The sequence below is a fragment of the Mycobacterium sp. 1482292.6 genome, assembly GCF_001672995.1.
Taxonomy (GTDB): Bacteria; Actinomycetota; Actinomycetes; order Mycobacteriales; family Mycobacteriaceae; genus Mycobacterium; species Mycobacterium europaeum_A.
This window is the reverse complement of record NZ_LZKV01000074.1, coordinates 1-12459: the sequence shown is the minus strand read 5'-3', so window position 1 is coordinate 12459 and position 12459 is coordinate 1. Positions and strand designations below refer to the sequence as shown.

The window sequence follows — 12459 nt, the reverse complement described above, 5'->3', positions numbered from 1 at the left end:
GGTGGGCCGCGTGGGGGGTGCCAGCGCCAGCGGGGCGAGCGCCCGCGCCCGCCCCGGCCTCCTCGCCGGCCACCACATCCGCGCCGGCCACGCCCGCGGCGCTGCCGCCCACACCGGCGGGCCCGCCGGTGGCGGCGATGCAAAGCCTCGGCTACCTGGTCGGTGGCCTGACCGCGGACGCCCGCAGGGCCGCGAGCACCAGCGCCCGGGCGCGCCGGGCGGCGGCGGCCGACGCGGCCGGAGAAGAGGCGGTGGCGCTGCCACAGGACGAGCGCCGGGGCCGGGACGAGCGGCACGACCGGGATGGCGTGCAGCCCGGCCAGACCCGTCAGGCCCGCCAAGCCCCCCACCAAGGTGGGGACGACCACCGGAACCACCGCGACGGTCAGCAGCGGCACGATGAGCGGGATCAGCACGATCATCTGCTCGAGCAGCGTCTTGATCAACGCGATGGTGTCCGTGATGACCGTGCCGATCACCTCGATGGTGGTGAACAGCAGGGTCCACGCGATCGTGGCGGGGTTACCCGAGGCGAACGCCGCCGCAAGGTCGGCCGCGACGAAGCTGAACATCTGCGCCAGATAGCCGAAGTACGAACCGAAATCCATCGGGTAGCCGAGCGCGAACGCGATGTTGAACGGGTTCAGGAAGCTCAGCGGATTGCCGAGCGACGGCAGCCACGGGTCGAACCCGGAAAACAGGGACTGCAGGAACGGGTTGTTCATCAGCTGGTCGATCAACGGCTGGATGTAGGTGTTGTAGAAGTCGACAAACCCGCTCTGCTGCAACCAGTCCAGCCACTGGTTCTGCGTGTCCGGGGGATACGACGACTGCTCCGCGGTGGCCGCCAGCGCGGTGGCCTGCATGACCTGTGGTGCCGGTTCGGCTTGCGGCGCGGCGGCCACCGCGGCCATCGCAACAGCCTGGTAGGTGCTCATCACGGTGGCGGCCTGGACCCACATCCGCGCGTAGTCGGATTCGTTCACCGCTATCGGGATGGTATTGATGCCAAAGAAATTGGTCGCCGTCAACACCGCGTGGGTGGCGTGGTTGGCGGCCAACTCGGGCGGCGTCGGCATGGCTGCCAGCGCCGCGGTGTAGGCGGCGGCCGCAATGTCGAGTTGGGCGGCCACGGCCGCACTGTCCGCGCTGGACTGCACCAACCACCCCAGATACGGCGCGTGCGCGGTCACGTATGCCACGGCGCTCGGGCCGTCCCAGCTGCCGGCTTGCGCGGCGCCCAGCACCGCGGCCAGCTCGTCCACCGACTCCGCATATGCCTGGCTCAGCGACGTCCAGGCCGCCGCGGCGGCCAGCAACGGGCCGGGTCCCGGGCCGCTGCACAGCAGCGCCGATTGCACTTCGGGAGGGGAGGCCATCCAGATCGGGGCGGTCATCGGCCGCCTCCCTCGGCCGTGCCGAAACCTCTTGGCGGGGCGACGAAGTGGATCGAGCAGGGGGGCTCGGCTCCCGGGGCAACAGAACGGGCGCGGCTAGGCGTCGAAGTGGTGGCAGCAGCAACGGCCACCCATGCCGGAACAGACATGGAGATTGGCAGCTCTCTCGGGGTGCACCGCCCCGGGTCGCAGGACGCAATGACGCAAGTGTCCTGGCTCTCGGATCGCTGCTCGCCTCGCCTTCCGACTTCTCAGCCGTGGCCGTTGAGGGTCGCTCCCCGATGACAGTGGCGGGACCGCGCCGGATTCGCACCGGCTTCCTACATCGTCATCACCTTACGGGTGGCATTGTTGCATCCGCGTCGTCCAAAAGCGAGCTAATCGCGCGAGAGCTCCCCGGCGATGACCGCTCAACGCGCGTTCAGGACGCGCAGCCCCAGCGAAAACAGCAGCCGCACCTCGGGATCGGCCAGCGACGTCGACAACGATTTTTCGATCCGGCGCACCCGGTAGCGAACCGTGTTGGGATGCACCCGCAACGCCTGCGCGGCCGCGGCGATGTCGCCGAAAGCGTCCAGGTAGGTCCGCAACGTCTCGGCCAGCACCGGCTCGTCGTCGCGCAACGCCACGATCCGCGGATCGATCAGGCGCTCGTCGCCGCCGATCAGCGTGACGATCTCGTCGAGCAAGACGGTGGTGCGGGCCTCGGCCAGCGACGTCACCTGACCGAACGAAATCGGATGCCGCTCAGCGCTGTCCAGCACGCGGTCCACCTCGATGCGGGCCGCGCCCACCCCGCCAAGGCCGGCGACCGGTGCGGCGATGGCCGCCCGCAGTTGCACCCCGAGTTCGGTGCGCATGGCGGCGATGGTGCCGCGGACCCACGAGGCGACCGAGCGGTTCTGCGTCTGGGGCAGGAGCACATATGTGCGCGCGCCGTTCGAGGCGACCTGAGCGTCGCGCCGAAAAGCGCTGGCGCTCAGCGCAATGACGTCGGCGATCCGCGCCTGACGGGGCGAGCCGTCCGCCGCGTCCCAGCCGATCAGGGCCGCGTCGCCGTCGGCGGCGAGGCCCAGTTCGCGGGCGATCGCGGCCACGTCAACGTGGCCAAGGGTTTCCGCGTCGGCCAGGCCAAGCAGTTGCTGCACCCGCCGCGCGTGGGTGGAGGGCCGGGCCGCCAGCCGTGACATGATGCGGGCGGCCAGCACGGCGGCGCCGCGCAACATCTCCTCGGCGTCGTCGGCCAGCGGTTGCGAGCCCTGCTGCACCCAGATGGTTCCGGCGAACACCGGCGGTCGCCGCGCATCGGGCGCGGGCTGGTGGATCCCGACGGCCAGCCGGGGACGCAGCCCCAACTCGGGCCGCTCGGCGACGCGGACCACCTCACCGCCGGACCGCAACGCATCGAAGATGCCCCATTGGCCGATCCACTCGAGATGCTCGGGCGGACCGGCCCTGCCCAGGATGGACAGGCGGCGCAGCTCGTCGGCCTCGTCGTTGGACGCCGAATACGCCAAGACGTGCGACTGAGCGTTTTCGATGCTCACCATGCCGTGGATGCGGTCGGCGAGCGACTGCGCCAACCCGAACAGATCGGTGCCCGAGTCGTCCATGGCGTCGGCGTGGTCCCCATGATGCTCGAGCACATGGTTGACCAGCTGATAGAGCCGCTCCCAGCGGGCCCGCGGGTCGACCGCCACCACCGCAGAGCCGGCCGCAACGGCCTTGGCCACCAACGCATCCGGCGGTCCTTTGGCGAAGATGGCCGCCGGCACGCGGTCGCGCGCCTGCTTGTCCATCCAGCGCAGCGCCTCGTCGTCGGCGACACCCAACAGGAAGAAGACGTCGGCCGAACCCGCCGCGGCCGCCAGGCCCAGCCGCACGTCGTCGCTGTCGATCAGCGCCGCCGATGCCACCGGCAGGTCCAGGCCCCGGGGCGCGTCGACCAGGCTCACCAGGGTCGCGTCCAGCGCGAGGAGCAGCTGTCCCAGACCCACACCCGCCATGTTGTCCGATTGTACTATCAATAGCGCACTGTATTGTCCGATCGGCTAAATCTTTGCGGTGTGTGCGCGAGGACTCTGGCAGCATGGACGCGATAACCCAGGTCCCGATGCCGGCCAACGAGCCGGTCCACGACTATGCGCCGCACTCCCCGGAACGCGACCGCCTTGTCGCCGAACTGGCGCTGCTGGCCGACAACCCGATCGAGCTGCCGCATGTCATCGGCGCCGCCCACCGGATGGGCGACGGTGAGCGCATCGATGTGGTTCAGCCGCACCGGCACGCCGCGCGGCTGGGCACCCTGACCAACGCGGCGCACGCCGACGCGACGGCGGCGATCGAGGCCGCGATGGCCGCGAAAAGCGCTTGGGCGGCAATGCCGTTCGATGAGCGCGCGGCGGTGTTCCTGCGCGCCGCCGACCTGCTGGCCGGTCCCTGGCGGGAGAAGATCGCCGCCGCCACGATGCTCGGCCAATCCAAGTCGGTCTATCAGGCCGAGATCGATTCGCCGTGCGAGCAGATCGATTTCTGGCGCTTCAATGTGGCTTTCGCCCAACAGATCCTGGCCCAGCAGCCGATCAGCGGGCCGGGCGAGTGGAATCGCAGCGATTACCGCCCGCTGGACGGCTTCGTGTATGCGATCACGCCGTTCAACTTCACCTCGATCGCGGGCAATTTGCCGACCGCGCCGGCGCTGATGGGCAACACCGTGGTGTGGAAGCCCTCGATCACCCAGACGTTGTCCGCCTACCTCACCATGCAACTGCTCGAGGCGGCGGGGTTACCGCCCGGGGTGATCAATCTGGTGACCGGCGACGGGTTGGCCGTCTCCGATGTGGCGCTGGCCGATCCGCGGCTGGCCGGCATCCATTTCACCGGGTCGACGGCCACCTTCCAGCAGTTGTGGCAGCGGGTGGGCGCCAATATCGGTCGCTACCAGAGCTATCCGCGGCTGGTCGGCGAGACCGGTGGCAAGGACTTCGTCGTCGCCCACGCCTCGGCGCGCCCGGATGTGTTGTGCGCGGCGTTGGTTCGCGGCGCGTTCGACTACCAGGGTCAGAAATGCTCGGCGGCGTCGCGGGCCTTCATCGCGCAGTCGGTGTGGCGCCGCATGGGTGACGACTTCCTGGGCAAGACCGCCGCGCTGCGCTACGGCGACGTCACCGACCTGACCAACTACGGGGGAGCGCTGATCGACCGGCGCGCCTTCATCAAGAACGTCGACGCCATCGAGCGGGCCAAGGGCGCGCCGCACGTCACCATCGCCGTCGGCGGCGAATACGACGACCGCGAGGGCTATTTCGTGCGCCCCACGGTGCTGCTGTCCGACGACCCGACCGACGAGTCGTTCGCGACGGAGTACTTCGGCCCGTTGCTGTCGGTGCACGTGTACCCCGACGCCGACTACGAGCGGATCCTCGACGTCGTCGACACCGGGTCGCGGTACGCGCTGACCGGCGCGGTCATCGCCGACGACCGCGCGGCGGTGCTGACCGCCCAGCACCGGTTGCGGTTCGCTGCCGGGAATTTCTACGTCAACGATAAGCCGACCGGCGCGGTCGTCGGGCGCCAACCGTTCGGGGGATCCCGCGGTTCGGGCACCAACGACAAGGCGGGATCGATGCTGAACATGTTGCGCTGGACCTCGGCGCGCACCATCAAGGAGACGTTCATCCCGGCGACCGACCACACGTATCCGCACATGGGCGCCGACTGATGGCCGGGCTGTTCGCCGCCACGCTGCGCCCGACGATCATGGCCGTGGGCCGCCGCGACGGGTTGCGCCGCGCCGCCGAGCGCTTCCCGGTCACCCGTCGCGTGGTGCGACGCTTCGTCCCCGGGGAGACGATCGATTCCGCGCTGAACAGCGTTGCCGCGCTGCGCGGTTCGGGTCGCTTCGTCAGCGTCGACTATCTGGGTGAGGACGTCGCCGACGCGGACGGCGCCGATGCCGCCGTGCGGACCTACCTGGATCTGATCGACAGGTTGGGTGGGCTCGACACGGCCGGCAATGCGGTGCGGCCGCTGGAAGTCTCGGTCAAGCTGTCCGCGCTCGGGCAGTCGCTCGAGCGCGACGGCGAAAAGATCGCCCGGGAGAACGCGTGGTCGATCTGCGACGCCGCCCGGCGGGCCGGCGTGTGGGTGACGGTGGACGCCGAGAACCACACCACCACCGAGTCGACGCTGTCCGTGGTGCGCGACCTGCGGGCCGAATTCCCCTGGCTGGGCGTGGTTTTGCAGGCGTACCTGCGGCGCACCCTGGACGACTGCCGCCAATTCGCGGCCTCCGGCGCCCGGGTCAGGCTGTGTAAGGGCGCCTACGACGAACCCGCCGCGGTGGCCTACCGGAAACCCGCCGAGGTCACCGACTCCTATCTGGCGTGCCTGTCGGTATTGATGGGCGGCGTCGGCTACCCGATGGTGGCTACACACGACCCGCAGATCATCGGCGCGGTACCCGCCATCGTGCGTGAAACAGCCCGTAGCAGTGCCGAATTCGAATATCAGATGCTCTATGGCATTCGCGACGACGAACAACGGCGTCTGGTTGCGGCCCGACATCAGCTGCGGGTCTACGTCCCCTTCGGCGCCCAGTGGTACGGCTACTTCATGCGCCGGCTGGCCGAGCGGCCCGCGAATTTGGCGTTTTTGCTGCGAGCGTTGGCGCGGCGCGGCCACTAGGTGCGGCGGCCACCGCGTGTGAATCGTTGGCTTTGGGTGTGCACACCGGGCGGCGACACGCCGATGATCACCGCCAGGGATTCACCCTCAAGACCCTGGATTCACACCCGAGGCGGTGGACGCACACTCAACGCCGGCGCGGGCGATCGCTGGCGAACCCGCGTACCACATGGGCGCGAACGAATTCCGCCGCCACGTCGGGATCATCCATGTCCAGCGTCGAGGACGGCGTGCTGAACAACGAGAACAGGATGCGCGCGAACCATTCACCGGCGGCCTCGATGTCGAGGTCCTTGCGCACCTCGCCGGTGAGCCGGGCGGCCGACAGGTAGGGGGCGAAGAACTCGACGCATTCGCGCAGCAGCACCGCGGCGTCCTTGGTCAGCAACAGGCTGATGGCGTCCTCGTCGAAGTACTTTTCCGAAGCGATGACCCGCCGCGCCTGGGTGACGAAAACCGCTGCCGAACACAGCTTGTCCTCCAGCGTGCCGCCGCGGTCCATCGCCTTGGTCATCTCGCGGTAGAACCGCTGCGACGCGTGCTCGGCGCACGCCTCGACGATCGAGGCCTTATCGGAGAAGTATTCGTAGATCGTGCTGCGGGATACGCCGGCGTGCTTGGCGATGTCGACGATGGTCGCCTTCTGCAATCCCTGCTTGCCGAAGCACGCGAACGCCGACTCCACGATGAGCTCGCGGGTGTCGGTCACCTGAGAAGCTTGCGCCGTCACGGGATCAACGCCCCCCGGGGCACCAGCCCGGCATCGGCCGAGGCGAACGCCGCGTTGACGTCGGCCAGATGAAACGGCTCGGGCATCAGCCGCTCGAACGGAAAACTGGTGTGCTGCAGGAACGACAGCCCGGTGGCCAGAGTGACGGGGTCATAGAGCATCACGCCGCGCACGGACTTGTTGCCGTAGACCAACGCGCTGGGGTCGAGCTCGAAGGTGCGTCCCATTCCGACGTTGCCGACCTCGAGCAGCGTGCCGCCGTTGTTGAGGAACCCGATTCCTTCCGGGATAACGCCCGGCACACCGACGACCTCGAGCACCCAGTCCGCCCCGATGCCGTCGGTGTGTTTGTGCACCCGCTCGGTGACCTCGGCCGCCGAGAGTGCGCTGGCGTCGATGCACACGGTGGCGCCGAAGTCGGCGGCGACGTCGAGCCGTTCGGCGATCTTATCGATGACGATGACCGACGCCGCGCCCGCCGTCCGGGCGACGGCCGCGGCGTTGATGCCCAGCCCGCCGGCGCCCTGAATGACGACGGTATCCCCGAGGCGAACCTCGCGCAGCGCGAAAAGCACCTGCGCCAGAGCGCAATTCAACGGCGCTACCGCCTCGTCGGGCAGGTCGGCGGGAACCTTGTACAGCGGCTGCCGGCGGCTGGTGTAGTAGTACTCGCCGTAAGCGGCGACGAAGTGCGGTACCTGCTCATGGGTGCGGTACTCGCCGGCCATCAGGTTCTGGCAGGCATACGAGCGTCCGCGCGCGCACGCGTGACAGCTGCCGCAGAACCAAAAGTACGGCGCCACCACACGATCGCCGACGGCGAGCGGCTTACCTGTCGCGTCGGTGGTCAGGCCCTCGCCGAGTTCGGCGATCTCGCCGACCATTTCGTGGCCCATGGCGAAGGGGCAGGGCAGCGGCAGCTCGCCGCGAAAGATGTGTAGGTCGGATCCGCAGATGCCGGCCATCCGCAGCCGCAGCGCCGCGGTGCCCGGCACAGGTGTGGACAACGGGAATTCGGCCAGCTCGATGGGCCCGCCGTGGGCGGTCAGGATCGCGAGCCTGGGCATGGCGATCCCCTCAGCCGGCCGGTGCGAGGATCAGGCCGCTGGTCGGCACCCCGGTTCCGGACGTGACCAGCACGTGTTCGACGTTGTCGACCTGGTTGTACGACGTGCCGCGCACCTGACGCACCCCCTCGGTGATGCCGTTCATGCCGTGGATATACGCCTCGCCGAGCAGGCCGCCGTTGGTGTTGATCGGCAATTCTCCGCCCAGCGACAACCGCTCGACCGTGGCGAAATCCTTGGCCTCGCCGCGCCCGCAGAACCCGAGCTCCTCGAGCTGGGCGAACACGAACGGCGTGAAATGGTCGTAGATGAAGGCGGTCTGGATGTCTTGGGGCTTGAGACCGGAGTCGCGCCACAGCTGGCGGGCCACCACACCCATCTCCGGCAGGCCGGTGATCTCGTCGCGGTAATAGCTGGTCATCATCTCGCCGTCGCGGGCCGCGCCCTGGGCGGCCGCGGTGATGATGGCCGGCGGCTGGCGCAGGTCGCGGGCGCGTTCGGCGCTGGTGATCACCAGCGCAACGCCGCCGTCACTCTCCTGGCAGCAATCCAGCAGGCGCAGTACGGGTTCGACGATCCAGCGCGAATTCTGGTGGTCTTCCAGGGTGATCGGCCGCTGATAGAACCAGGCGTCGGGGTTGGTCGCCGCGTGCTTGCGGTCGACGACCGCGATCCTGCCGAAGTCGGAGTTGGTGACGCCGTAGGTCGACATGTAGCGCTGGGCATGCATCGCTACCCAGGCCGCGGGGGTGAGCAGCCCGAACGGCGCGTAATGCGCCATGAACAATGGGGTTTCGGCCATGCTGCGTCCGCTGCCGCCAAAGCGGAAGCCGGAGCGCTCGTTGAAGGCGCGCCAGCACACCACCACGTCGGCGACCCCGGTGGCGACCGCCATCGCCGCGTGCACGACGGTGCCGGCGGCCGCGCCGCCGCCGTGGTGCACGCGCGAAAAGAAGCTCAGGTCGCCGATGCCCACGTTGCGGGCGACGTCGATCTCATCGCTGGAGTCCATGGTGAACGTGACCATGCCGTCGACGTCACCGGGGGCCAGGCCGGCGTCGTCGAGGGCGGCGCTGACCGCCTCGCACGCCAATTGCAGCTCGCTGCGCCCGGATTCCTTGGAGAACTCCGTCTGTCCGATCCCAACGATGGCGCAGCTTCCGGGAAGGCTGCCCGGACCCATCCGGCTCATGCGGCCACCCCGTCGAGCAGGCTGAGCACCGCCGTGCCGGACACGTGATCGCCCAGGCTGTTGGAACCCTTGAACGTCACCTCGACGAAGTTCTCGGCCGGCGGCGTCCCAGTAGGGCCTTGAGTCTTGCCGGTGACGCTGCCGGTGAACCGCAGCGGATCATCCGGAAAGCACGGCACCCCCAGGCGGATCGACAGGTTCTTCACCATCGCTTCGGGGCCGGCCCAGTCGGTGAGGAAGCGCACGCAGTAGCCGTTGGTGGTCAGGATGTTCATGAACAGATTGGGTGAGCCCTGTTTCTTCGCGTAGTCGCGGTCATGGTGCACCGGCATGAAGTCCCGGGTGGCGATCGCGCCGGCGACGATCATCGTTGTGGTGATCGGGATTTCGAGCGGTGTGACCTCGTCACCGATCGAAATGTCTCGCCATTGCAGAGTGCGGTTGGCCGTGGTCGTCATGCGGGTCCCTCCGAATAGGTTGCGCCGAGGTGGGCCAGCTGCGCTGAAGCCGGACCGAGGGTCAACTCGTTGTGTTTGGCCCACAGGAAATAGCGGTGCAGGGGATAGGTGACGTCGATGCCGATGCCGCCGTGGACGTGCTGGGCGGTGGCGGCCACCCGCGCGCCGGCCTCGGCGGCCCAGAACTTCGCGATGCGCGCCGCGCGGTCGGCAGGCCGCCCGTGCGCGATCAGCCAGGCCGCCTGCCAAGTGGTCCACCGAATGGCCTCGACGTCGATGAAGGCGTCGGCCATGCGCTGTTGCACCGCCTGGAAGCTGCCGATCGGCCGGCCGAATTGTTCTCGGCCCGTGGTGTATTCGGCGGCGATGCGCAGCGCCCGCTCGGTGACACCGAGCTGGATCGCGCACAGCCCGACCAGGGCCCGGGTGTGCAGCGACTCGACCAACCCGGCACCGGTGATCACGTCCGCCGCGGAAACGGTTGCGCCGTCCAGGAATACGTCCGCGTGCGGCTCGCGGTTCGTGGTGGGCACCGGGCGGATCTCGACACCGGCCGCGTCGGCGGCCAGCAGGAACAGGCACGCGGTGCCGTCGTCGGCGGCGGCCGGGATCAGGATGGTGTCGGCGAGCTGCGCGGCCGGCACCAGCTCCTTGGCGCCGTCGAGGCGCCAATGCTGGCCGTCGCGGCGCGCGGTGGTGCGCGGGCGAGTCGGGTCCGAGCGGCCCGGCTCGGCCAATCCCGCTGTTAGCAGGCGGGATCCGGTCACCACGCCCGGAAGAAACCGCTTTTGCTGTTCGTCGTTGCCGTGCCGGGCGATCGGGTCGGCGCCCAGCACCAGCGTGGCGTAGGCGGGCACGGGCGCGACGCTGTAGCCGACCTCGGCCAGCAGCACCCCGAGTTCCACGAAGCCACCGCTTGAAGCGCATGAGCCGCCCACCGACTCGGGTAGGGCGGTGCCCAGCAGGTCGGCGGCGGCCAGCTCTTGCCAGAGCTCGGCGTCGTAGCGGGTGTCGCCGGCTTCCAGTTCGGCCAGCCGGTCGGGCGTGGCACGGCGCTCCAACAGGTCGCGGGCCAGCTTGGCGATTGTCTCCTGCTCTTCGGTGAAGGTGAAGTCCATGACGGGCCTAAACGCTCGGCCGGAACTGGTGCAACACCAGGTCGTTATCAAACGTCTGGTAGTAGACCTCGACGGGCATTCCGGTTGTCACGTCGGCCGGGTCGATTCCGGTCAGGTTGGACACCAGGCGCACCCCTTCGTCGAGCTCTACCAGCGCGACGACGTAGGGGTATTCGAAGAAGGGAAACTTCGGCTCGTGCGGCATGACGTAGCTGTAGACGGTGCCGCGACCCGACGACTCGATCGCCTCCCATTCCAGCGAGCGGCAGTGCGGGCACATCGGCCGCGGCGGATGGCGCAGCTGCCCACAACCGCCGCAGCGCTGGAGCAGGAGCTTGTTGTCCCGCAACCCGTTCCAGAAGAATTCGGTGTCCGGCGTGATTGCCGGCGCCAGACGGGCCGCCATCAGCTCGCCGGCCTGAATCGCAGCACCCGGAATCGCTGCCGCCCCAGCACCTCACCGTGCTGATCGGTGTAGGTGGTCAGCCAGGTCAGGAAGAATCCGGTGCCCAGCGCCGTTTTCTTCTCGTCGGAGACCGACTCGTAGACCGTCGTCGCGCTGATCACGTCACCCAGTCGCGGGTAACGCTCGATCTCGAACTCCGAATTGGTCGCCACCGTGCTGGTGTATCCGGCCTCATCGAGGAATGCCGTTGGGTTGCTGGTGATCTCGACGGGGGCCCCGCCACGTTCGCCGATTCCCTCCAGCTTTGGCGACGGCATGGTCCAGGTCTGCAACATCACCGGCGGTGACACGATGCCGCCGAACCGTGACGACGCGGCGAACTCCGGGTCGATGTAGACAGGGTTCATGTCGGCCATGGCGTACGCCCAGTGCCGGATCATCGGCTGGTTCACCGGGTCGGGGGCCACCGAGGGCTTTCCGGTGCCACCGGTCGGCTGGCCGACGAGGGCCCACACCTTGGCGCTGACGGTGTCTGAGTCGCTCACTTAGTACTGTCCTCCTGACTATTGCGCGGCCCGCAGGTCGCGTGGTGCCCGCGGCATGCCCAACCCGGCCATGGCGATGATGTCACGCTGAATTTCGTTGGCCCCGCCCCCGAAGGTGTTGATGACGGCCTGACGGTAGGCCGATTCCAGCGCGCCGCGCAGCGGAGCCTCGGCGCCGCGCCGAACTCCGTTGCCGTCGAGCACCTCGAGCAGTTGCCGGGCGACCTGTCCGGTGAGCTCGGTGCCGAACACCTTCGCCGCCGACGCCTCTCCCATGCTCAGCATCCCCTTGGTCATCGCGGCGTTGACCCGGAGGTTGACCATCTTGTACGCGGCGACTTGGGCCTCGACCCGGGCCAGGGCCTGCTGCACCCAGGGCTGGTCGATGACGCGACCGCCGTCGAGTTTGGTGGAAAGCGCCCATTCCAAAGTCTTTTCGAACAGTGGCTCGAGCGCGCCCAGGTTGCCCAGCGCCGCGCGTTCGAAGTTCAGCTGGGTGGTGATCAGCTGCCAGCCCTGGTTTTCGGCGCCCACCAGCGCGCTGACCGGCACCCGGACGTCGTCGTAGAACGTGTAGAACGTCGAGATGCCCGGCATGGTGTGCAGCGGTTGCCAGGAGAATCCGGGCGAGGAGGTCGGCACGATAAGGATCGAAATGCCCTTGTGCTTCTTGGCATCGGGATCGGTGCGCACGGCCAGCCAGATGTAGTCGGCGTAGGCGGCGCCGCTGGTGAACATCTTCTGGCCGTTGATCACGTACTCGTCACCGATACGGATCGCCGTCGTGCGCACCGAGGCGAGGTCGCTGCCCGCGCCGGGTTCCGAGTAGCCGATGGCGAACTCCGCCGTGCCGTCCAGGA

The 12459-nt window shown here is 68.6% G+C and carries 12 protein-coding genes and 1 riboswitch; of the genes, 2 read left to right on the top strand and 10 right to left on the bottom strand.

The window, feature by feature from the left end; all coding sequences use genetic code 11:
* Positions 1–1397, bottom strand: a 1397-nt coding sequence (locus A5624_RS07005; protein WP_232002217.1) for a PPE family protein, incomplete at its 3' end; no start/stop codon positions are given.
* 184 nt (positions 1398–1581) lie between these two features.
* A riboswitch (cobalamin riboswitch) is annotated at positions 1582–1771 on the bottom strand.
* A 36-nt stretch (positions 1772–1807) separates the two neighbouring features.
* Positions 1808–3403 (bottom strand): CdaR family transcriptional regulator, encoded by a 1596-nt coding sequence (locus A5624_RS07000; protein ID WP_066863683.1) that lies wholly within the window; start codon positions 3401–3403, stop codon positions 1808–1810.
* Positions 3404–3486: 83 nt separating this feature from the next.
* On the opposite strand from A5624_RS07000, the gene pruA reads away from it, so the two are divergent.
* Complete coding sequence (gene pruA, locus A5624_RS06995) at positions 3487–5118, top strand: L-glutamate gamma-semialdehyde dehydrogenase (RefSeq protein ID WP_066863686.1); 1632 nt, start codon at positions 3487–3489, stop codon at positions 5116–5118.
* On the top strand, positions 5118–6083 hold the full coding sequence (locus A5624_RS06990) for a proline dehydrogenase family protein (protein WP_066863680.1): 966 nt from the start codon (positions 5118–5120) through the stop codon (positions 6081–6083). The genes pruA and A5624_RS06990 overlap by 1 nt, the downstream gene beginning before the upstream one ends.
* A gap of 127 nt (positions 6084–6210) precedes the next feature.
* Here A5624_RS06990 and A5624_RS06985 read toward each other — a convergent pair whose 3' ends face one another.
* The 8 genes from A5624_RS06985 to A5624_RS06950 form a co-directional block, all read right to left on the bottom strand.
* Positions 6211–6813, bottom strand: a complete 603-nt coding sequence (locus tag A5624_RS06985; RefSeq protein WP_066863678.1) for a TetR/AcrR family transcriptional regulator — start codon at positions 6811–6813, stop codon at positions 6211–6213.
* Positions 6810–7880, bottom strand: coding sequence for a zinc-binding dehydrogenase (locus A5624_RS06980; RefSeq protein ID WP_066863675.1), 1071 nt, complete (start codon positions 7878–7880; stop codon positions 6810–6812). Before A5624_RS06980 ends, A5624_RS06985 begins: the two co-directional genes overlap by 4 nt.
* Positions 7881–7890: 10 nt before the next feature.
* Positions 7891–9072 carry a lipid-transfer protein gene (locus tag A5624_RS06975; protein WP_066863672.1) on the bottom strand — a complete coding sequence of 394 codons (1182 nt, stop codon included), beginning with the start codon at positions 9070–9072 and terminating at the stop codon, positions 7891–7893.
* On the bottom strand, positions 9069–9530 hold the full coding sequence (locus A5624_RS06970; protein ID WP_066863669.1) for a MaoC family dehydratase: 462 nt from the start codon (positions 9528–9530) through the stop codon (positions 9069–9071). The genes A5624_RS06975 and A5624_RS06970 overlap by 4 nt, the downstream gene beginning before the upstream one ends.
* A complete protein-coding gene (locus tag A5624_RS06965; protein WP_066863666.1) occupies positions 9527–10648 on the bottom strand; it encodes an acyl-CoA dehydrogenase family protein in 1122 nt (373 codons plus the stop codon). The genes A5624_RS06970 and A5624_RS06965 overlap by 4 nt, the downstream gene beginning before the upstream one ends.
* 7 nt (positions 10649–10655) lie before the next feature.
* A complete protein-coding gene (locus A5624_RS06960) occupies positions 10656–11054 on the bottom strand; it encodes a Zn-ribbon domain-containing OB-fold protein (protein WP_066863663.1) in 399 nt (132 codons plus the stop codon).
* The gene (locus A5624_RS06955; RefSeq protein ID WP_066863660.1) at positions 11054–11599 is read right to left on the bottom strand and encodes a MaoC family dehydratase N-terminal domain-containing protein; all 546 of its coding nucleotides are present in this window, start codon (positions 11597–11599) and stop codon (positions 11054–11056) included. Before A5624_RS06955 ends, A5624_RS06960 begins: the two co-directional genes overlap by 1 nt.
* A gap of 18 nt (positions 11600–11617) precedes the next feature.
* Positions 11618–12459 (bottom strand): acyl-CoA dehydrogenase family protein (locus tag A5624_RS06950; protein ID WP_066863657.1); only part of this gene is annotated, 842 nt, incomplete at its 5' end.

What these genes read in the sequence shown, in the direction of transcription:
- A5624_RS07000 (WP_066863683.1), bottom strand. Translation starts at nt 3,403, where the DNA reads ATGGCGGGTGTGGGTCTGGGACAGCTGCTCCTCGCGCTGGACGCGACC.
- pruA (WP_066863686.1), top strand. Translation starts at nt 3,487, where the DNA reads ATGGACGCGATAACCCAGGTCCCGATGCCGGCCAACGAGCCGGTCCAC.
- A5624_RS06990 (WP_066863680.1), top strand. Translation starts at nt 5,118, where the DNA reads ATGGCCGGGCTGTTCGCCGCCACGCTGCGCCCGACGATCATGGCCGTG.
- A5624_RS06980 (WP_066863675.1), bottom strand. Translation starts at nt 7,880, where the DNA reads ATGCCCAGGCTCGCGATCCTGACCGCCCACGGCGGGCCCATCGAGCTG.
- A5624_RS06975 (WP_066863672.1), bottom strand. Translation starts at nt 9,072, where the DNA reads ATGAGCCGGATGGGTCCGGGCAGCCTTCCCGGAAGCTGCGCCATCGTT.
- A5624_RS06970 (WP_066863669.1), bottom strand. Translation starts at nt 9,530, where the DNA reads ATGACGACCACGGCCAACCGCACTCTGCAATGGCGAGACATTTCGATC.
- A5624_RS06965 (WP_066863666.1), bottom strand. Translation starts at nt 10,648, where the DNA reads ATGGACTTCACCTTCACCGAAGAGCAGGAGACAATCGCCAAGCTGGCC.
- A5624_RS06960 (WP_066863663.1), bottom strand. Translation starts at nt 11,054, where the DNA reads ATGGCGGCCCGTCTGGCGCCGGCAATCACGCCGGACACCGAATTCTTC.